At 43.2% G+C, this 20,676-nt stretch carries 17 protein-coding genes; 8 read left to right on the top strand and 9 right to left on the bottom strand.

Annotated elements, in window-relative coordinates; translation table 11 throughout:
- The first annotated feature begins 23 nt into the window (after window positions 1-23).
- Entirely contained in the window at window positions 24-1,421 is a 1,398-nt protein-coding gene (locus GQR89_RS04175) for a DUF4397 domain-containing protein (protein ID WP_158768900.1), read from the top strand.
- An 88-nt stretch (window positions 1,422-1,509) separates the two neighbouring features.
- Here GQR89_RS04175 and GQR89_RS04170 read toward each other — a convergent pair whose 3' ends face one another.
- The 5 genes from GQR89_RS04170 to GQR89_RS04150 all read right to left on the bottom strand — a co-directional run bounded on the left by GQR89_RS04170 (window position 1,510) and on the right by GQR89_RS04150 (window position 7,123).
- A complete protein-coding gene (locus tag GQR89_RS04170) occupies window positions 1,510-2,271 on the bottom strand; it encodes an SDR family oxidoreductase (protein ID WP_158768899.1) in 762 nt (253 codons plus the stop codon).
- Window positions 2,272-2,370: 99 nt separating this feature from the next.
- Entirely contained in the window at window positions 2,371-3,297 is a 927-nt protein-coding gene (gene mmsB / locus GQR89_RS04165; RefSeq protein ID WP_158768898.1) for a 3-hydroxyisobutyrate dehydrogenase, read from the bottom strand.
- Window positions 3,298-3,300: 3 nt separating this feature from the next.
- A complete protein-coding gene (locus GQR89_RS04160; RefSeq protein WP_158768897.1) occupies window positions 3,301-4,431 on the bottom strand; it encodes an enoyl-CoA hydratase/isomerase family protein in 1,131 nt (376 codons plus the stop codon).
- Window positions 4,432-4,463: 32 nt separating this feature from the next.
- Window positions 4,464-5,621, bottom strand: a complete 1,158-nt coding sequence (locus GQR89_RS04155; protein ID WP_158768896.1) for an acyl-CoA dehydrogenase family protein — start codon at window positions 5,619-5,621, stop codon at window positions 4,464-4,466.
- Window positions 5,622-5,632: 11 nt separating this feature from the next.
- On the bottom strand, window positions 5,633-7,123 hold the full coding sequence (locus tag GQR89_RS04150) for a CoA-acylating methylmalonate-semialdehyde dehydrogenase (protein WP_158768895.1): 1,491 nt from the start codon (window positions 7,121-7,123) through the stop codon (window positions 5,633-5,635).
- Window positions 7,124-7,390: 267 nt separating this feature from the next.
- Here GQR89_RS04150 and GQR89_RS04145 point away from each other — a divergent pair, with 267 nt between their 5' ends.
- A complete protein-coding gene (locus GQR89_RS04145) occupies window positions 7,391-9,013 on the top strand; it encodes a response regulator (RefSeq protein WP_158768894.1) in 1,623 nt (540 codons plus the stop codon).
- Window positions 9,014-9,020: 7 nt separating this feature from the next.
- Here the strand turns inward: GQR89_RS04145 and GQR89_RS04140 are convergent, their stop codons facing one another.
- Entirely contained in the window at window positions 9,021-9,887 is an 867-nt protein-coding gene (locus tag GQR89_RS04140) for an MBL fold metallo-hydrolase (RefSeq protein WP_158768893.1), read from the bottom strand.
- An 86-nt stretch (window positions 9,888-9,973) separates the two neighbouring features.
- On the opposite strand from GQR89_RS04140, the gene GQR89_RS04135 reads away from it, so the two are divergent.
- Entirely contained in the window at window positions 9,974-10,708 is a 735-nt protein-coding gene (locus GQR89_RS04135; RefSeq protein ID WP_233269076.1) for a sulfite exporter TauE/SafE family protein, read from the top strand.
- 10 nt (window positions 10,709-10,718) lie between these two features.
- Window positions 10,719-11,120: a rhodanese-like domain-containing protein gene (locus GQR89_RS04130; protein WP_158768892.1), complete on the top strand. Its 402-nt coding sequence runs from the start codon at window positions 10,719-10,721 to the stop codon at window positions 11,118-11,120.
- Window positions 11,121-11,161: 41 nt separating this feature from the next.
- Here the strand turns inward: GQR89_RS04130 and GQR89_RS04125 are convergent, their stop codons facing one another.
- Window positions 11,162-11,689, bottom strand: coding sequence for a hypothetical protein (locus tag GQR89_RS04125; protein WP_158768891.1), 528 nt, complete (start codon window positions 11,687-11,689; stop codon window positions 11,162-11,164).
- Between the two features lie 314 nt (window positions 11,690-12,003).
- Between GQR89_RS04125 and GQR89_RS04120 the strand changes: the two genes are divergently transcribed.
- Window positions 12,004-12,546 carry an acyloxyacyl hydrolase gene (locus tag GQR89_RS04120; protein WP_158768890.1) on the top strand — a complete coding sequence of 181 codons (543 nt, stop codon included), beginning with the start codon at window positions 12,004-12,006 and terminating at the stop codon, window positions 12,544-12,546.
- Window positions 12,547-12,669: 123 nt separating this feature from the next.
- On the opposite strand, the gene GQR89_RS04115 is transcribed toward GQR89_RS04120, so the two are convergent.
- Both GQR89_RS04115 and GQR89_RS04110 read right to left on the bottom strand, forming a co-directional pair.
- Complete coding sequence (locus GQR89_RS04115; RefSeq protein WP_199271372.1) at window positions 12,670-13,890, bottom strand: dipeptidase; 1,221 nt, start codon at window positions 13,888-13,890, stop codon at window positions 12,670-12,672.
- Between the two features lie 17 nt (window positions 13,891-13,907).
- The gene (locus tag GQR89_RS04110; RefSeq protein ID WP_158768889.1) at window positions 13,908-16,250 is read right to left on the bottom strand and encodes a TonB-dependent receptor; all 2,343 of its coding nucleotides are present in this window, start codon (window positions 16,248-16,250) and stop codon (window positions 13,908-13,910) included.
- Between the two features lie 510 nt (window positions 16,251-16,760).
- Here GQR89_RS04110 and GQR89_RS04105 point away from each other — a divergent pair.
- From GQR89_RS04105 to GQR89_RS04095, 3 genes are all read left to right on the top strand, one after another.
- Window positions 16,761-19,028 (top strand): TonB-dependent receptor, encoded by a 2,268-nt coding sequence (locus GQR89_RS04105; RefSeq protein WP_158768888.1) that lies wholly within the window; start codon window positions 16,761-16,763, stop codon window positions 19,026-19,028.
- Window positions 19,029-19,158: 130 nt separating this feature from the next.
- A complete protein-coding gene (locus GQR89_RS04100; RefSeq protein WP_158768887.1) occupies window positions 19,159-19,662 on the top strand; it encodes a nuclear transport factor 2 family protein in 504 nt (167 codons plus the stop codon).
- A gap of 434 nt (window positions 19,663-20,096) precedes the next feature.
- On the top strand, window positions 20,097-20,675 hold the full coding sequence (locus GQR89_RS04095; protein WP_158768886.1) for an RNA polymerase sigma factor: 579 nt from the start codon (window positions 20,097-20,099) through the stop codon (window positions 20,673-20,675).
- Window position 20,676 lies beyond the last annotated feature (1 nt).

Genomic DNA, 20,676 nt, shown 5'->3' with positions numbered 1-20,676 from the left:
CTTCTATTTTAGTCTCTCTTTATATGTTTAAGAAAAAAATTAAAACTGTATTTTTTAATACCATTATTGCTGCGTTAACATTAAGTTTATCCGCATGTGATCTAAGTAGCAGCAGTGGCACTGATGCAAAAGGATACTATCAGTTCGTTAATCTCGTTCCACAATCCCCCGCTATTGAAGTGGTAATCGAAGACGAATCTTTAGACGAATTGGCCTACGGTGATGCCAGCGCGATTGATTATGTCAGTAAAGGAAGTTACGACTTAGCGTTCAATCAAATATTACCTAATTCACAAAACGATGAATTTACCAGTAGTGACAGCGTTAACGTATCAAAGAATAAAATCAGTACATATGTCATGTATGGCGACACAGACGCGCCATCATTTATCACATTTCAAACTGATATTTCAGATTTATTCGATGACGATTTCGATGAAGACTATGATGCAATCATTCAGTTTGCCAACATAGCAGACCTAAACACAGATATTGATGTGTACTTGTTAGCTGAGGGAGAAGATCTGCTAAATAAAGTTGCGGATTTTACTTTGGCATACAGTGATGACAGCGACGAAGTCGAAGTCGAAAAAGGGGTATACAAGATCATCGTAACGGAGTCTGGTACAGATACAATACTCGCTTCATCCGATAGTATTACCATTTCAACAGGAGACGCCATAATCTTCGCATTAACGGGTTACCTTGTTGCTGGTTCAGATGAGTTAATTAACGCGATAGTCGAAATTGAAACAGATGGCGCTCGATTACTTACCAATGAAGCACAGTCTGCCAATGTACGTTTTGCTCACGGCATATCCAATTCTGACTATCTAGATGTGTACTTAACTGAGGCAGATGTCGATGCTACATTATTGGCCAGCACGTTAGAATTCGGCGCCATATCTGATTCTTTTAATATTGATATTGATGATGTAGATGAAGGCGATACGCGATATTTTTATTTGGTCGATAACGATACAAGTGAAAAAATTGACACCTTCACCTTAAACCTTCAGCCCAGTAGCAGGTTATTAGTTCTCACCGCAGGTGATAATGCTTCCAGTATTACAGTAAATGACAATGAAGAAGACTTACGTGTCATTAGCACTCACGCCAAATTACTCATAAATCATAGTATTGACGATATTAAAAGTAACGCAATTGAGGTGGTCATTGTTAGTGATGGCGGTAACCCAGACTCATATACTCCTCAGGTGGAACTAAGTTATATGAGCAATGAGCAATATGAGTTAGAAAGCGGCGATTACGATATTTATATCTATAACGCATCAACTGGCGAATTGATTATTGAAACGTCTTTGCGGGGTGTTGATGAAGGCGACGTCATTAATCTTATTGCCACCGACTACGCTTATGGTGGCTCCCCTTATCAACTGCAAACCTATTTTAACTATTAATATATAGGGGGCAATGAGCCCCCGTATTCGCTATGGGATATCCACATGAGCTCGATACTTGTTCGGCCATTTTAATCAGTCGAAAACCTTAGACCCGCGTGCCGCCATCTAGCTCAATGGTGCGTCCGGTGAAATAATCGTTTTCAAAAATATACCTAGCCGTGTGCGCCAGTTCATCTACCTCAGCTAAGCGGCGCATCGGCACAGTATTCAAAAATGCTTCACGCATTTCTGGGCGCATTTGTGCTGCCATTGCGGTTTCGACTAAACCTGGGGCAATGCAACCGGTGCGTATACCAAAACGTGCTAACTCTTTACCCCACGACACGGTCATTGTAGCGACAGCGGCTTTAGATGCAGAGTAATTGGTTTGTCCAATATTACCAGCACGGGATACTGACGAGATATTGATAATCACGCCCTCACTCTTACTTTCGATCATTTGCTTGGCGGCTTCTCGGCCACATAAAAATGTGCCCGTAACATTCACATCTAACACTGACTGGAATTGCTCTTTGGACATCTTGGAGACTACTTTGCCATCTTTCACCTTAAGCAACATACCATCGCGCATAATGCCTGCACTATTAATCAAACCATTTAACTGGCCAAAATCCATACCGATATCGGCAAATGCCACTTCTACTTCCGCCTCGTTAGTAACATTTACCACGTAATATTCTACTTTCACACCTAAACTGCGTAATTCTTTAGCGGCTTGTTCTAGCGATTCTTTTTGCATATCGATAAGTGCAACGCTCGCTCCTTGCTGAGCAAACTCTTGTGCCATAGCGCGGCCTAAACCTTGAGCCGCTCCGGTGATCGCAATAACGCTACCTTCTAACTGCATAATTCTGCTTCCCTAATATTTGTTAAATTAAATGTATGGATATTCCCAGTGGTCAAGTTGATGCTAATTAGTCTTTGCCCATTCAACCATTAGACTTCGCTACGCTTTAGGCTTTTGTACAGAAAATAGCTCAAATATACTTGAAAAGTCTCGCTGACCATTACCTTGCATACTGTGCATATTATACAAATTTTGCGCCATAGCCCCCATAGGCGTAGTTGAGTGACTTTTGAGCGCAGTGTCTAAGGCTAAGCCTAAGTCTTTTCGCATCAAATCCACCATAAAACCGCCTTTATAGTCATTGGATGAAGGCACATTTGGCATCACATCTGGACATGGATTGTATAACTCCAGTGTCCAGTTTCGCCCTGAACTTTGCAGCATAATGTCTGACATCACCTTGGGATCAAGTCCATTATCAATCGCCATTTGCAAGGCTTCTGAAGTACCGAGCATTAACACCGATAACAACATGTTATTGCAAATTTTAGCGATTTGTCCTGCGCCATTTAGACCAGCATGGAATATATTTTTTCCCATGGCCTGCAACACAGGTAAAGCACTTTGATAGGCTGCTTCTTCACCACCCACAATAAATGTTAACGTTCCCGCAGCAGCGCCCGCTGTGCCACCCGAAACGGGCGCGTCGAGAAAGCGTATGCCTTTTTCGCTTAATGCATTACCCACTGAAATTGACGAGGCTGCATCAATGGTGCTCGAATCGATAACCAAGGTGTCTTCCGTTAATACATCTATAAGCCCAGCAGTACCACCTTCACTATCTCCTAAATATAAGCTTTTTACGTGTTTGCCAGCTGGCAGCATAGATATCACAATATCTGCGCCATCCACGGCATCTACTGCACTATTTACCGCTGTTGCTCCCTTATTTTTTAGCTCAGTGACAGCTTCGGGCACTAGGTCAAATACCTTAACCTTAGCTTGAGCTTTAAGCAGATTGGCCGCCATTGGTCCGCCCATGTTGCCTAAACCGATAAACGCGATAGTATAATTTGATAATGACATAACCTACTCCTTACCTAGGGCGCTAAGGGGATGCTCATTTGCTTGCCATGGACTATCAAAAAACCAGACCATGATTTCATTTGGAACGCTTTCAATCGTGGGGTATCGCCAGTTTGGTTGGTGATCTTTATCCACCAATAACGCCCGCACACCTTCTTGAAATTCGCCGAATTCTCCGCAACGGGATGACATCACCAATTCCATCTTAAAACATTCCGCCAAGGTCATACTCTGGCCATTGTGCAATTGTTTGAAGACCAAATTTGCACTGATAGGTGAACCCGTTTGTAAGGTCTTCTGGGCTTTATCAAGCCATTTATCATCACCTGCGTTTAAGGCCAGTATGCGTTTCGCAACCCCAGCCGCAGTGGTTACACTTGCAAGGGGACTGAGATTATCTTGTAGTGCTTGTACCTTACTATGCGGCAATAAGGCTTGATGCTGCTGATGTAAATCCGCACAAAGAACACTTAATTGGTTTTTGTTGGCGGCTTCATCTTTACTCCAAGGCAACTCATCAAGGCTGACTAACCACTGATTTTTTAAGTCGTTGGGGATAAAATAGTCGGCCATATTAACGTATAGCGCATCCGCGGCATTCATACTGGCGCCTGTCATGCCTAAAAACAGTCCACAACCTGGGGGCATGTTGTTTAGAAACCAGCTTCCGCCTACATCAGGATATAAACCGATATTGATTTCTGGCATGGCCAAACGTGACGTATCGGTGACAATGCGATGGCTCGCTCCATTCATCAAGCCCATACCGCCACCCATTACAATTCCTCCTCCCCACACCACAAAGGGTTTAGCATAGGTGTGAATAAGGAAATCAAGCTTATACTCCTCACTAAAAAAACGCTGCAGTGAGGCGGGCACGGCTTTAGGGTTGCTCGCCATGGCGTTATGCATCGCGACAACGTCTCCTCCGGCGCACAATCCTTTTTCGCCAGCACCATCAAGGATCACCATACAAATATCAGCATTTTGCTGCCAAGCTAAAAGCTGTGGCATTAACGCTTCTATCATGTCCATATTCAGTGCATTTAAGGCACTCGGTCGATTGAGGGTTGCATGGCCTATCTTCATGCCATTTTTAGTGGCCCGTTCTTGAAAAATAACGCAATCAGACACAATTTTCTCCTTTCGTTTGGCGACTAAACACCTTATAAAATTTTACCCGCATCGTCAGCTAATAAACGTCGCCCGACTATCATGCGCATAATTTCATTGGTACCTTCGAGTATTTGATGAACACGCACATCTCGAACATGACGTTCTAACGGATATTCTTGAATGTAACCGTAACCACCGTGAATTTGTAGCGCTTGATTACACACTTCAAATCCTATATCCGTCGCGAAACGCTTCGCCATGGCGCAATACGCGCTGCGCTCAGGATCTTGATTATCTAATTTAAAGGCCGCCAGGCGCACCATTTGTCTCGCAGCCACAAGCTCTGTAGCCATATCAGCTAGCTTGAACTGCAATGCCTGAAAAGCAGCTAACGGTTTACCGAATTGGGTACGCTCTTTCATATAAGCGGTTGCGGTGTTCAGCGCTTGCTGAGCAGTGCCGATTGAGCAAGTGGCGATATTGACGCGCCCTCCGTCCAAGCCCTGCATCGCGAAACTAAAACCTTGGCCTTCTTCACCAAGTAAATTAATTTTCGAAATACGCACATTATCGAATGTAATTAAGCGAGTGGGCTGAGCATTCCAACCCATTTTATCCTCGGCCTTGCCGTAAATAATACCTTGTGTGTCAGCCGGCACTAAAAACGCTGAAATCCCTTTAGGACCTTCACCGCCAGTGCGCGCCATAACCACCAGCACTTCGGTTTCTCCCGCACCCGAAATAAACATTTTAGAGCCATTGAGTACATACTCATCACCATCCACTTTTGCACCTGTACGTAAGGCGGCAGCGTCAGAGCCTGAACCGGGTTCCGTCAAACAGTAAGATGCTAGCAACTTGCCTGTGACTAAATCTGGGCACCACTTATCTTTGAGTGCTGGTTTACCCCATTTGGCAATCATCCAAGTCGCCATATTATGGATCGTCATCATGGCCGTAGTAGCTGTACAGCCCATAGATAGCTGTTCGAAAATAATCGACGAATCCAAGCGGCTCAAGCCCAAACCACCATCCTCTTCACTGGTATACAAACCACAGAAACCCAGTTCACCAGCTTGTTGAATCACGTCCTTCGGAAAGTGATGTTCTTTGTCCCACTTTGCAGCATTAGGCGCCAGAGCCTGTTCGGCAAATTGGCGGGCTGTATCAGCAAAGGCTTGCTGATCTTCGGTCAAATCAAAGTTCATAGTTAACTCACTTACTTTAAGTTGATGGTCATGTTAGGACCAGATGGAATATCGTTTTCAAACCAGCGAGCTGTCACGGTTTTGGTTTCAGAATAAAAGCGTACCGCTTGTTTGCCATAAGCATGCATGTCGCCGTAGAAGGAATTTTTCCAGCCCGTGAATGAAAAGAATGGCAATGGCACAGGGATCGGTACATTAATACCCACCTGTCCTACTTCTATTTCATGCTGATACTTGCGCGCCGCCGCACCACTTGCAGTGAAAATTGAGGTTCCATTACCAAATGGATTACGATTCACCAGCGCAATGGCTTCTTCTAATGTATCTACCACCATGCAGCACAGCACTGGGCCAAAGATTTCTTGCTGATAAATTTGCATCTCTTCAGTAACATCGCTGAACACAGTTGGCCCAACCCAGTTGCCCTTTTCATAACCTTTTAACGTAAAGTCGCTACCATCAATCAAACACGTAGCGCCTTCATCTTTACCTTGTTGAATAAGGGATAACACTCGCGCCTTAGCTTGCGGGCTAATCAACGGCCCATACGCGGCGTCTTCGTCGTCCCATAATCCAGGCTTTACCTGACCAATCATATTTGCCAGCTCTTCAACCCACTCACCTGCATCCCCTACAAAAACCGCAACCGATATAGCCATACAGCGCTGACCAGCAGCCCCGACAGATGCGCCCACTAGGTTATTCAATACTTGCTGCTTATTTGCATCAGGCATAATCACAGAGTGGTTTTTCGCTCCGGCAAAACATTGGGCGCGTTTCATATTATCGGTAGCTGTTTTATAAACATGTTGTCCGACAGGGACAGAGCCAACAAATGACACCGCACTTATGTCGTCGTGATTAAGTAATCTATTGACCTGATCTTTACCGCCATGGATCACATTTAACACACCTTTGGGCGCGCCAGCTTCAATAAATAGCTCAGCTAAACGCGTGGGTGTTAATGGGTCTTGCTCTGACGGTTTAAGGATAAAAGTATTGCCGCACGCCACTGCCAAGGGAAACATCCACAACGGGATCATTGCGGGAAAATTAAATGGTGTAATGCCTAAGCACACGCCTAATGGCTGGGTATAGCTGTAGGTGTCTATGCCCCGAGCGACATTTTCAGACGTTTCACCCATCATCATTGAAGGCACATTCATGGCTTGTTCGACGACTTCAATACCACGCCAAACATCACCTTTAGCATCAGCAAATGTTTTACCCGTTTCACTACTGAGTATTGTTGCTATCTCGTCATGATGCTCTTTAAGTAATTGTTGGTAGCGCATCATCACGCGTGCACGCTCTGACACAGGTACTTCACGCCAGGTTAAAAAAGCTTCTTTTGCACAAGCCACAGCTTTATCTATTTCTGCATCGCTGGCAATGGGGGCTTTGGCGATAACAGTGTTGTTTGCAGGGTTGGTGACATCGATAAACTGTAGTGATTCAGATGAAATAAACTCACCGTTTATAAGTAGAGGAATGTGTTGCATATATAGCCCTAATAAAATTGCTTTGATTTTAGCGGCAAACCAAAACTGTTAACAAAGTGTTAGTAGATTATCAAATAACTTACCTTTACGTTAACGTCAGTACAAACATTTATTTTATAAACTGACAACATCTGTATACATGATGACTAGTTTTCAGCACATTTGGTTAATAAGCTCTGGACTAAGTGAAATAATACGGCTATCTTTTTTACCTTGTTATGCTATTGATTATGAAACAAAAATACGCTCTACCAACCAAGGTAATTCATGTCCCCTAGTGATATTAAAGTAGCTATTGTTGAAGATAACGGTATGGCGCGCATTAATTTACGTAACCACTTAATGGAAATGGGGTTTACCGAGGTCGGCTGTTTCAGTAATGGTCGTGAATTAAAAGCCCATGCTAAGCTGCGCCGGATTGATTTATTGCTGATGGATTACCACCTAGGGCAAAACAAGAATGGCGTAGAAATCGTCCAAGAATTACAAGAACAAGGTTTACTGAAAAGCTCTACCAGCATTATTTTTATCACCTCAGACCGCTTACCCATAATCGTTGGACAAATCGTCGATGTCCACCCAGATGCTCTTGTTATTAAGCCTTACACGATCCGTAGCATTGAGAAAAACATCTCAGCATGTTTAAATTTCCGCCACTATCTGATGCCCGTATTTAAGCTGATGGATGACGGTGAATTTGATTTAGCTTTAGATAAATTAAACTACATGCTGGAACGTAACAGTCGTCCACGTATGCGCAGTCAAATGGTCAAATTACAAGCTCGCTTGCTAATCAAAGTGAAGCTTTTCAAAGAGGCGGCCAAGGTATATCAAGACGTGTTACGCGGTTCAGATAAAATAATATGGGCGAAATGGGGCTTGATTCAAAGTCTGTATCTAGATGGGCAAATACAACAAAGCGAAGAAATGCTGTTAACGCTTACCAATACGCAATTGACCAGCGATAAAGCACGAGAATGGCTAGCACGAATTTGTATTAGCAATAATCAATATGCTCAAGCAGAAGACCACATAGATAAGATCCGTGAAGGAGAAATGTCGGTTTCGGCGGCCCGCTTAAAAGCCTATATATTTCAAGCCCAAGAACGCAACAGCGAAGCGATTCAATTACTTGAGAAAAAGCGCGAGTCAAATCGCGGGATCCGTGAACGTTTCGATGAATTAACCCTCGATTTAGCACGCTGTTATTTGCAAGAAGCCGAAGGCAAAAAAGCCAACGAACGAGATAAAACCTTACAAGTCGCTAAATTTTTAATTGGCTCAGCGGGGCGCAAAAACCAAGACCAGAAGCTAGTGATTAAAAAAGACTTTTTATTCGCCGCTTTAGCAGTCATGGCTGGGGATGTAGACAAAGCCACTGAAATATTGCAAAGAGAAGGCATGGACGACATAGACAGTAATGACATCATGCAAATGACCGACGCTGTTTCTGCTTGGAAAGGTATTGGCAATGACCTTAAAGCCAGTGAAATATTAGCCTTGTGTAAAGCACGTTTAGAGCAAATTGAAGATGGCAACGAAGCAACCGTTGCCAATATGATAGTGGTGAAGCGCGAAGAGACCATCGGCGAGCGTAGGCCTGAAGCCATGAGTCTGAACAAAACCGGCTTAGAGCATTATGTAAAACACGATTATCAAAAAGCCACACAAGACTTTTATCAAGCCTATTTACTCTTCCCTCGGGAGGTCGCTTTTAGCTTAAATTTACTGCAAAGCTTAGTCGAATCAGGTGAGGCAAGATATCAAAGCCTGAATACGGCTCAATTTTTAAAAGAACTTTCTCGTCGCCAAATGACCCCCAATAATCTTAAACGGCTAGAGGAAATAGGCAAAAAAGTAGAGAGAGCACCTAGTAAATTTCCTTTATAACCACTAGTTAATGAGTGTTATCCGTTAACGGAATTTTAATATACCGCATACCGTTACTCTCAGGCTCTGGTAATACGCCTGACTGCAAGTTCACCTGCAAGGAGGGGTACAATAATTTGGGCACCGCAAGGGTTTTATCACGAGTGTTTCGTAATGCCACATATTGTGCTTTATCCATTTGGGAATTTACATGGATATTTGAAGAACGACTTTCACCTACTGTCGTTTGATAACGCAACTCACGTCCTTCAGGCTGATAATCATGGCAGACCCAAATTTTGTAATGTGCAGGTAATTGATGAATACGACTGATGCTATCCCACAATAATCCAGCATCGCCTCCAGGAAAATCACAACGAGCAGTACCGCCATCCGGCATAAATAAAGTATCACCGACAAAAATATTATCTTCAATCACATAGCTTTGGCTGTCACTAGTGTGCCCCGGCGTGCTCATTCCTTTCAATGATGCAGAGCCAAAGTCTAATGTTTCCCCTTCTGTTAATAAGCGGTCAAACGCTTGGTATAAGTGGGTCGACTGACTTTCATGATTAAACGTTTTAGCAAAATGATCTTCCACAACCTTAATACCTTCACCAATAACCGTTTTAACCGATGTTTTAGTGCGTAAATAATTAGCAGCACTCAAATGGTCAGCATGAGCATGGGTGTCTAAAATCCAATCAAGTTGCAAATTATTATCGCGTAAAAAGTCTAATTGCTTATCCGCGAATTCTGCACTTACTTCTCCAGATGAAAGATCAAAATCCAGTACGCTGTCTATTATCACAGCGTGTCTACGCTCACTATCAACCACGATGTAGCTAATGGTGCCCGTACCTTCATGAAAAAAACCGTTAACTTGAACCGCCATAATTAACTCCTTGCTTAATCATACATAAATATCGTATATTGCAAATATACAATATTAATTAAAGTATGTACAAGTTTATGTATCTGATGTTGCTAGTAAGCGCTGGTTTAATTGGCCTTAGTTTAGGATTGCTCGGTGCCGGTGGCTCAATATTGACCGTTCCCGCGCTAACCCTTTTCCTCGGTCTGGACGAAAAAAGTGCCATAACCAGCTCAATGATCATAGTCGGTATGATTGCGACTGTCGGCAGTATAAGAGCCTATCGAAACGGCGCCCTCGACAAACGCATAATTATCAGTTTTGGCATGGTAAGTTTACCATTTGCCGCTTTAGGGGCACGGCTAGGGATATGGATGCCGCCAGGCAGCCAAACTGTTCTACTCGTTGTTATTATGGCTATTGTTGCGATAAAAATGTTTGCCGATAAACCGCCTACTTCTGGCAAATCACCGAGTACATGGGCATTGCTAAGTGCAGCAGCAACGGTGGGGCTTGTCACTGGCGTGGTGGGTGTTGGTGGTGGCTTCTTAATCGTGCCGGCTTTGGTTATTTTTGCTGGTGCAAATATGCAAAGTGCGGTTTCCAATAGTCTGCTTCTAATCGTAATTAACTCGGCCACAGCTTTTACCTCTATTGCGCTTAGCGACCAATCCCCTGAATTAAACTGGCTGATTATTTTAACGATGGCTGGTGTAGGTGCCGTATCTGTCTTGGCGGGGCAGTCGATATCTTCACACTTAGATCAACATAAACTCAAACGTGGATTTTCCATTCTTATAGTAGTCGTGGCGATTTGGCTGCTAGCAAACTTATTTTATTGAGGTAATGACAATGCAAAACAAAGTATTAGATTATTCGCAGTATATTGACCAAGTCAGGCAAACCATCAAAGAGGTTACGTGTGAAGAGTATGCAAAAAGGCCAGAACAATATCCTATCTTAGTCGATGTTCGTGAAGCCGAGGAATGTCAGTCAGGTGTTCTACCTGGTGCACTCGTCATACCCAGAGGTCTGCTTGAAGCTAAACTGAGTGGTTTGGCCGTATGTGCGAATAAAGCTGACCCAACCACCTGGCTAGCCCAGCAAAATATATTGCTTTACTGTCGCTCAGGCGGGCGCTCAGCACTAGCAGCAGAATCATTGTTACATATGGGATTTAAACAAGTATTTTCGCTAGCGGGGGGCACACTAAGATGGTGCGAGCTCGGCTATAAGCTGTCGAACGACATTTAACGAAAACAAATTGAAATATAAAGTGAAGCTGGGCAAAGGTATTAGTGTAATACGCAGGGAAACAGCTTAATGATGCCGCTTTCTCCTTCCCAGTCACCTACCATCCAGATTTGCTCAAACGGATGGCTTGGTGGCACGTCTATTTTGTTACGCAGTGCTTCTATTTGCGCTCTATCCCATGCTGGATGTGCATTACGAATAACCAACCAAACACGCTCTGAGCGATAGTGCTTTAGAGACTTGTTGTACAGGATCCGGTTCAGTGCTTTGAGTAATCGCTCCTCGGGCTGAGTCATACTGTCGAGGTTTCGCAACTCTAAACAGGTTTCTTCATTTAGCTCACGACCTAGTATCTGCTTGGCTTCCAATTCGCTACCGTATAAATGTGCGATTTCGAGATCTAAACGTTCTCCTTTTAGGCGACACGAGACATCTGGCTTACTAGGGCGATTATGCCAAAGGTGGCGAATTTCATCACCGCTATCACGTTCATAGCAACGCATAAAAATTTTAGCCGCTTGGTGCTCAAGCTCGACTTTCTCTTGCTCGCTACTACTGAGTGTCGCCAAGCGCCTACCTCCTGTATTAAAACACCTTACAAACCAATATATAAATTCAAGTGTACCAATAGCAACAATTCAATGCACCCAAACGGGATTTAGCCTGTCAATTAACGCGTCTTGTAAACCCATTGTTTAAAATGGAAAATAAATATAACTAAAATAATAAAAAAATGTGTATATAAAAAATTCAGGCTATTAAAAACATTAAACATTCCATTATACCGAACGGTAAAGTCGAATTATTGCGATAATAAAACCAATTAATTATTGTAATCGTCCCTATTTAGTATTCACACATTAATTTAAATAGGGACACACTCATGCGTATATTATTTATTGTTATCGCCCTAATCGGCAGCTACTTTATTACACCAAACGCGCAGGCAGCAAAACAAGGCATCGCGGTAGATTACCTTTTAGGCTCAGACGATATTCAAGGAATACGATTAGCCTATCGTCCCTACGCGGCCCAACTTACACAAATAAAGTGGTTAGGAAACGTAGATTTGTATTGGGAAGTGAGTGTTAATTTTTGGGAATTCGGCGAACAAAATAGTCATGAAACGAATTACGCCATGGCTATTTCACCGGTATTTTCTAAACAGTTCGCCACTATAGCCAATAAGTACCCTCTGAGATGGGAGTTTGGTATCGGTGTATCGTTAGTTGAAGACACTCGCTTTGCGGGTAAAGATATTGGCTCTCATTACCAATTTGAAGACCGTTTAGGCTTAGTCACCGATTTCGGTGACAACATGAATCAATCTGTGGCGCTGCGATACATGCATTATTCAAACGGTGGTTTAAACGATCGAAATCCAGGCGTTGATTTTCTCAATGTTTCCTATGCTATTTATTTCTAGTTGTTGCCAATAAACACCATATATAGGCTTAATTCACTCGCCCAATGCATGCAAATACAAGGGCGAGTGTTTAACAATGCCAACAATCCACTTAACGCCAATTGCTAACCGGTTAAATAAGCTTTATTTTTTTGCTTTTACGTTAGCGGCATAGTCTTGAGCCTGCTGTAATACACGTAAGGCATTGGCACCCCAAATATTTGCCAGGTCTTCTTTGCTGTAGCCCTCATCTAATAAGCGCTGGGTAATCATTGGCAAATTAACCACATCCATCATGCCATCAACTCCACCACCGCCATCCCAGTCAGCACCTATACCCACATGTTCAGGCCCGACGACTTTTAAAGCGTGTAAAAAGTGTTTCATGTAGACCTCAAATGAGGCTTTCACCGCAGGATGCTCATGCTCAATTTCACGCCGTTTTTCAAGGATGATTTCACGATCGCTACCGTCTTTTACCAACTTCATTAAACCTTTAAATGCTTCTTTACGCTCAGGATCAGCAGGCAATGCTTCTAGGTATTCACTGTAGGCGTTCATTTGAATAACACCGCCTGATGCAGCGAGCATTTTAAGCAACTCATCGTCAACATTACGCGGATGATCGTAAATGGCTTTACTCCCTGTATGCGACAAGATAATCGGTGTTTTTGACAAGCGGATCATGTCTTTCACCGTTTCATCATGTGCATGTGAACCGTCTAGTACAATGCCAAGTCGATTAGCTTCAACGACTAACTGCTCACCTAAAGGTGACAAACCATCCCATTTAGGTCCATCAGGATCTGTAGAACTATCTCCAAATTGATTATTTTTAAAATGTACCGGCCCCGTCATTCGCAGACCAAACTTATAAAAGGTCTCCAGCAAGCTGATATCCGTGCCCAAGGGATACGAATTTTCCATGCTCATATATACAATGTGCTTGGCGTTCTTTTTTATCTCTTGAGCATCACTAGCTTGCGTTGCAAATTCAAATATTTCAGGATTCGCGGTCACCATGGTACGGATCGCTAATGCACGCAACAATGCAGTATCACGGCTTTGCTCGTAGCCTATTTTGCTTAACTCACCTTGGGGCGAGTATATGGCCCAAAATCCGCCGTCTAATGCGCCTTCCTGCATTCTGGGGACATCGACTTGTGAGAAGTCATGCCCATAGGAGTGACGCTCAAGAATATCAAAGCCTGGCACGACAAGATTAGCAGGCGTATCCAAATGCGTATCCAAAGTCACTAGTTGGCGCTGTATAGCGGTTGCCTCTTCAAGGGTGACAGCCCCCGCAGACTGGCACATCAACAAGCCAAGTGCTACTGACACGAACTGTTTGTTCAATTTATACATGTGTTTTCCCGTATTAATTAAAATGCTACCGTTAACGATGCTTGGAAATTGCGCGGGCTCAGCGGACGATAAAAGGCTGAACCAACAAACGCAAACGACAATACTTCTTTGTCGAACAAGTTGTCTACATTAAAACGTAAGCTAACATTTTCTGGCATACCAAACGGGTTAATACCGCCTAAATCAACATACGCACTAACGGTGGTGTAACTGTCCATTTCATAAGTTTCACCATAGTCAGTAAAGCGACTACTGGTGTATTTAGCTGAAACGTTTGCCACTATCCATTCTGTAGGCTCGTATGTAATGCCAGCGGTCATCAGCCAATCTGGGCTGTCGGCCAATTTATTGCCCGCAGCGTTGCTATCAAAACCATCAATCAACGTTGCATGTTTATATGAGATATTTGCGTTTAAATAGAGTTCTTTATTGAACGTTTCAGGCTGATACACCCCAGTTAATTCAAAACCATAGGCTTCTGAAGCGCCACCATTTATATAAAAACCTTCAGGTTGCTGTGTGGCTGGGTTAAATACATTACTGGCAAAAAGCCGGTTATCAAAGCGGGTATAGAATAATGCGATGGCGGCATTGAAGCTTTCTTGATTAGTACGGTAACCTAACTCGTAATTATCGGCTTCTTCACCCTCTGGGGTCTCAGGTTCAAAGCTAACCGCGTTATCGTATATGTCATCTGTGCCACTGGGCAACGCATAGTTCTGCGAGTATGAGGCAAAGATTTGGTCAGTATCGTTTAGCGTGTAAACCGCCCCTAACGAAGGTAAGAAATGATTGCTAAATTTACCCCCAACCGATTGAGGGCCATAACCCGCTTCACTGTTAATCTCATAATCGTTGTAATCTCGATAACCATCTAAAGAATAATCAACATTCAGTGACTTCACACCAACCTGAAGTTTTAAATCATCATCTAGCAGGCTGATGGTATCTTTTAAATACAACTGGGTAGTTTCACGGACCGAGGTGTAGTCACGGCGGTAGTAAGCCACTTCATCCCAAATCACGTCGCCATCAGCACTGCCGGCCGTTTTGTTAAGGCGTTGCTGCGTCCGGTGGTACGTGTCTTTTTCGCGCCAGCCACCAAATTCAATGTGGTTGTTTTCAAGCTCTAAACTAAAATCAGCCACGAAGCCTTTTCGGTCGCCACCCACAGACGATAAACCATATTGTACTCCACGGGGGTGAACAACATCTAAGCCTGCTGCAGCTTGGCGTTCATAAATCCCTAAGGTATTACTATAAGTATCTGGTGACACGCCGTAACCGTCTTTATCTTCGAAGTAATAAGTGCCGGTAAATTGCAAGTTATCTGTTAGGTAGGTATCGAGTTGCAATGAATATAATTTATCATCACGTACGTTAACTCGGTCTTCATAATAGCTAGTGCAATTACTGCCGGTAAACACGGGCGTAAAATCAGTTTGATCGATAGTGCCGTCTTGATTAAAATCGTATACCTCAGGTTGAGCAGAAATACAGCCCTCAGGAATGGAATCTTCGTAGCTGTAGTAATAATTATCAGCAAAGGTAGCAGCGGTGCCTGACGGCGAGTCATAATCAAAGAAATCATTCGCTACATAACTAAATTCCAATGAAGTTTCTGGGCTAAAGGTATAAATGGCTTTACCTTCAATGTGCTCTCGGTCAATTGTGCCTGGACCGCGCCATAAGTCACTGTCGGTTTTTGAGCGACTAATAAAAGCCCTAAATCCGTCTAAATCACCTGTTTCTAGTTTTATAAATGAACGTTGTAAGTCGTCGTCACCTATGGTTATCGACATCATGCCGCCCATTTGATCTGATGGGTCAACAGAATAATAAGACGCAATCGGCCCTAATGTTGAGTAGCTCGGCGCTGACACATCACCGGCACCAGGAGATGCAACCACAGACGCTAAGTTTTCGTTATCTACGTATCTGAAAATTGGACTACCACCAAAGGCATCTGAACGACCCATTGGCACGCCGTTTAACACAAAGCCCATCTGGCTTAAATTAAACGCCCGCACATTAACAGAGTTGCCAAATTCATATAAGCCCAACGCTCCGTCAGTTTGTACGTTAAAGCCCGGCAGACTCTCTAGCATTTTTAAGCCTGAAATACCGCCTGGCGCAGATAATAGCGCTTCACGGGTGACGGCTAAGGTATTGGTGACTTCGTCGGTACCGATCGCCACTTCTGTTTCTGAAATTCGGCGACCCATGACTTGAATCTTTTCTGCTGGCTCGTCTGCGGCCAAACTATCGGCGTCTTGAGCAAAGGTAGGGTTTACGGTAAATAAAGCGGCAAGTGACACGCTGAGTAGTGTCGGACGAAAGATTTCTTTAGTAATTTTCACGAGTGTGTTTCCTAGTCTATTTGCACTGATAATTGCCTATTCGGCGAATGCCCTTCTCTGAGGATTAACTAAATACATCACAATAAACGTACCAATTTCGACCACAGGGCAAATTCAGATCAGGTATCAGAGTATATTTCGACGTTTTTATTGCCGTTAACCACACATCCGACTAGTTAAAATAATAAAGCTGGGGGATATCACTAGCCACTAAATTGCCTCATCTGTCATCGGGTTGCACCAACAGGAATAGAAACGCACCATAAATGTGAAATAAATTGAATAATAAATTCGGGTATTTTATGACGCGAATCCCGCGTAATCATTAGCTTTTATAAGGTCGAACCAGCAAAATAAGTGATTGCAGTGCGTATTAAACAGGCCGAAACTAACGTTGAAAATAATGTGACTATGAAAATAAAAATACACAATTCATAGCACGTCTTTGGCCGTTTTCACCCTAAAAGCAATAGACGTTGCTTAACTTTGACCAATAAAAGGCATCACACCATGGACAACACACACACATTGAGTCACACCTATAAAACCTTGAGCACACGCGTATTTCCCCCTTCTCGTGTTGCGCTACTCGTTGCCTCTGTTATTGGCTCTACCGCCCTTGAAGCACAAGAGAGCAGCGCACCAGCAGTTGAAGAGAGCGCACAATATGAACGCGTAATCGTTACCTCACGCAAACGTTCTGAGTCAATGAATGACGTACCGATCAGCATCAATGTGGTCAGCGAAGATTTGATTAATAATTTGGGAGCCAGCGATTTCACCGATTTATTGGGTGTGGTGCCAAGTTTAACGGCTTATCAAAATGGTCCAGGGCGCACACGCCTATCTATTCGCGGTGTGGCAAATGGTGGTGGGAATGATAACGACACCCAAAACCAAGAAACCGTAGGTATTTACCTAGATGAAATCCCCATTTCAATGGGTGGCATGAACCCCGAACTTGCCTTGTTTGACCTTAAACGAGTTGAAGTTCTGCGTGGTCCGCAAGGCACATTGTTTGGTGCGGGATCAATGACAGGAACCGTGCGAATGGTCTCTAATGACCCGAATCTGACTGAATTCGAGGGAAAATACGAACTAAGTGCATCGAAAATTGAACATGGCAGCAATAACCAATCCGTCAAAGCGCTTGTGAACGTGCCGCTTATTGAAAACGAATTAGCCGTGCGGATCAGTGGTTATTACCTCGACAATGGTGGATATATTGACAACAGCCTGACAGGCGAAAAAGACCTAAATACCGGTAATTCCAAGGGTGCGAAAATTTCGGCTTTGTATATTCCTACCAATGAATTGAGCATCGATTTCAGCTATTTACACCATGATTACTCAGACAATGGCCGTCCGGTTGATATCGACTCCACTCCTTTATTCGTACGTGACTATCCATCTTTTGATGGCTACGACGATACCATGGATATCGCCAACGTTACCCTTACGTACGATCTAGATTGGGCTGAGTTAGTCAGTTCTACTTCTTACTTTGACCGCTCTATTGTTAACCCACGCTCATTGGATTTGTTGTTTGAATCCGCGTTACCGCCGGGCATTACCCCCCATGAACTAGTAGATTTAACTGATTCAGAAGTGTACGTACAAGAGTTGCGCTTGGCCTCAACCACCGACAGCGATTTACAATGGACAGTAGGCGCTTATGCTGACAAGAAAGACGTATTTTATGAAAATACCTTTCCCGTACCAGGAGCTGACGCCATCTTAGGTGTTCCCTCTTCTGCATTCGGCGCCCCAGATGATCACTTGTTTTACGGCTTTGATGACTTAACCGTTAAAACCTACGCCTTTTTCGGTGAGGCTTATTACGATATCGGCGATTTATCTATTACCGCTGGTTTACGTTACTTTAACTGGGAACAAGAAATTGAGTTTTATCAGTCTGGACTATTCAACGGCGAAGCCAACAGTGACACTCGTCCTAAAGGGAGCGTTGACGGGTTTAATCCCAAATTAAATGTGTCTTATCACTTAGATCGCGACAACTTAGTTTATGCCCAAGCAGCTAAAGGCTTCCGTTACGGCGGTATCAACGGAGCGATACCTGCATCCGTATGTGCCGATGAACTAGCCGAGGTAGAACGAGATGGCGGTGATACACGTTTCTTCGATCCAGATGAAATCTGGAACTACGAAATCGGCGTCAAAGGCAGCGATTCACAAGGTACGGTGAGCTACAATGCCACTTACTTCCATATCGACTGGACTGATATGCAAACCAGTCGTAGCTTTGAATGTGGCTTTGGTTTCAAAGAAAACGTTGGTGACGCAACCAGTAAAGGCGTTGAACTCGAGGTTACGGTCAAACCCGTTGAAGGACTAGTCCTCTCCGCAGGCGGCGCCTACATCAATACCTCTCTTGATGCCGACGTGCCGAATCTAGATGCTCAAAAAGGCGATGCTGCCCCGTTCGTACCTGAAGTATCGTTCACCACTTCAGTCGAATATTCTATGCAGCTAAACGAAAATTTAGAAGGTTTCGGTTGGGTAAATGTGCAGTACACAGATGACCGCAGTACTGAGTTCAGTGAACAGAATTCCAATTATCGTAAAATGGATGCCTATACACTGGCCAACATGCGCGTTGGCATACGCTTCTCAGGGTACGAGATATCGCTTTTTGCCAATAACATGTTTGATGACGATGGTGTCGTGCGCGCGATTGGGCGTCCGCCGTTTGATCCACCAGCCAGTATACGTGTTACACCGCGTACGATTGGCATGACGTTCAGAGGCGGTTTCTAACCCTGGGCATTACCTTCTATCAATGAACCAAAGATACAAGGCAGTAAACACAAACGCCTGCCTTGTTATCTTTTATTAATTTAAATGAAAAATTTCAAAACATATTCACACGTCGTCAATGGAGTTACTGATGAAAAAAATATATCTAATCATCATCACGATCGGGCTTTTTTGCTCACTTAGTACATTTGCCCAAACAAAAACTGAAGCGACACAAGCTGTAAACCAAGTAATTGATGGCTTACACGAAGCAGCCAGTCAAGCTGATTTAGACGCCTACCTCAGTTCATTTACCGATACCGGCGTTTTTATGGGTACCGATGATTGGGAACGCTGGTCGCGACCTGAGTCGTTGGACAAATACGTTGCAGAGCGCTTTGCGGGCGGCACTGGCTGGACGTATAAATCAGTCGAGCGAAACGTCAATTTTTCAACCGAACAAAATATCGCTTGGTTCGACGAAATAACTGTCTCTGAAAAATGGGGCCGCTTTCGTGGTACAGGCGTGCTTATCAATGACAACGGCAATTGGAAAATAGCCCACTACGCTATGTCAGTATTAGTGCCCAACGAAGCATGGGAAAAAGTAGCGGAGATCAATATTAAAACTTTTGCTGAACGAAGTCAGAAATGATACTCATTAAAGTAAACCTTAACGGTTCATCGTTTCATTAATTAAAGATGAAAGTGGCTTCCTGTTCCGGTAGTTCGCTGCCATGAAACAGTCAGAATTAACTATATTGCAAATCAAAAGCGTTTAGTATTTACTAAAAAAGCAGTAACACTAGCTCATTAAAACCTTAAGCAGCAAAGTTTTAATCAGTATGTTCTAAAAACAATGTTGTTTCTGAATGCTTCACCTAGGGAATAAGCTTTCAATGCCAATTGCCGCATTTGAGGCTACGGTAAGTTAGACGAGAAACATTGAAATCTACCACAATATTTTACTATTTTTCTGTGACGTTTTGTCGCATTTTTACAGGACATCACCCTCCCAAATTTTTAAAGTTTGGGAGTTACTTTTGTAATGGTTAATTTTTAGCCATGTAAAAACAGTGAGGATTAGAGATGCAAGAGGACGTATTAAGGAAAAAATCTATTCTTTCGGTTTTTTCAGAGTGTAAATCTTCTTTAGCTAATGTGGTACGTCGATATGTCAAAAAAGAATACGAGTTAGAAGATATTCTTCAAGAAGCCTTCGTAAAAACCTTTGTCGCAGATAAACAAAAGCAAATTAAATTTCCTAAATTATATTTATTTAAAACAACTAAAAATTTAGCTATTCGTGAAAATACAAAAATATCCACACGAATTACTGAATACATAGAGGATTCTGGTGAGTCATTACTCATTAGCAAAGAACAGGATGCTTTTGCTCATTTATCTAAGCAACAGGAAAAAGCGCTATTGCTTGCGGCGTTAAATTCTTTACCCAAACAATGCCAAGAGGTAACAAGGTTAAGGCTATTAGATGGTGTGAGAATTAAAGATATAGCTCTTCAATTAAATATTGCGGTGAGTACCACTGAAAAACATATAGCAAAAGGATTGGAGCGCTGCGATGACTATATTACCAAACAGCAACAGATTGGGCCCACTAAAACAAGTGATATCGAACCAAATATGAATAATAGAAAGAGTAAATAGG

This window comes from Paraglaciecola sp. L1A13, assembly GCF_009796745.1.
In the GTDB taxonomy this organism is placed as follows: Bacteria; Pseudomonadota; Gammaproteobacteria; order Enterobacterales; family Alteromonadaceae; genus Paraglaciecola.
The sequence above is the reverse complement of the archived record's forward strand: the minus strand, read 5'-3'. Positions and strand labels throughout refer to the sequence as shown.

Coding starts and splice junctions, on each gene's coding strand:
- GQR89_RS04175 (WP_158768900.1), top strand. CDS start 24: ATGTTTAAGAAAAAAATTAAAACTGTATTTTTTAATACCATTATTGCT.
- GQR89_RS04170 (WP_158768899.1), bottom strand. CDS start 2,271: ATGCAGTTAGAAGGTAGCGTTATTGCGATCACCGGAGCGGCTCAAGGT.
- mmsB (WP_158768898.1), bottom strand. CDS start 3,297: ATGTCATTATCAAATTATACTATCGCGTTTATCGGTTTAGGCAACATG.
- GQR89_RS04155 (WP_158768896.1), bottom strand. CDS start 5,621: ATGAACTTTGATTTGACCGAAGATCAGCAAGCCTTTGCTGATACAGCC.
- GQR89_RS04150 (WP_158768895.1), bottom strand. CDS start 7,123: ATGCAACACATTCCTCTACTTATAAACGGTGAGTTTATTTCATCTGAA.
- GQR89_RS04145 (WP_158768894.1), top strand. CDS start 7,391: ATGTCCCCTAGTGATATTAAAGTAGCTATTGTTGAAGATAACGGTATG.
- GQR89_RS04140 (WP_158768893.1), bottom strand. CDS start 9,887: ATGGCGGTTCAAGTTAACGGTTTTTTTCATGAAGGTACGGGCACCATT.
- GQR89_RS04135 (WP_233269076.1), top strand. CDS start 9,974: ATGTTGCTAGTAAGCGCTGGTTTAATTGGCCTTAGTTTAGGATTGCTC.
- GQR89_RS04130 (WP_158768892.1), top strand. CDS start 10,719: ATGCAAAACAAAGTATTAGATTATTCGCAGTATATTGACCAAGTCAGG.
- GQR89_RS04120 (WP_158768890.1), top strand. CDS start 12,004: ATGCGTATATTATTTATTGTTATCGCCCTAATCGGCAGCTACTTTATT.
- GQR89_RS04115 (WP_199271372.1), bottom strand. CDS start 13,890: ATGTATAAATTGAACAAACAGTTCGTGTCAGTAGCACTTGGCTTGTTG.
- GQR89_RS04105 (WP_158768888.1), top strand. CDS start 16,761: ATGGACAACACACACACATTGAGTCACACCTATAAAACCTTGAGCACA.
- GQR89_RS04100 (WP_158768887.1), top strand. CDS start 19,159: ATGAAAAAAATATATCTAATCATCATCACGATCGGGCTTTTTTGCTCA.
- GQR89_RS04095 (WP_158768886.1), top strand. CDS start 20,097: ATGCAAGAGGACGTATTAAGGAAAAAATCTATTCTTTCGGTTTTTTCA.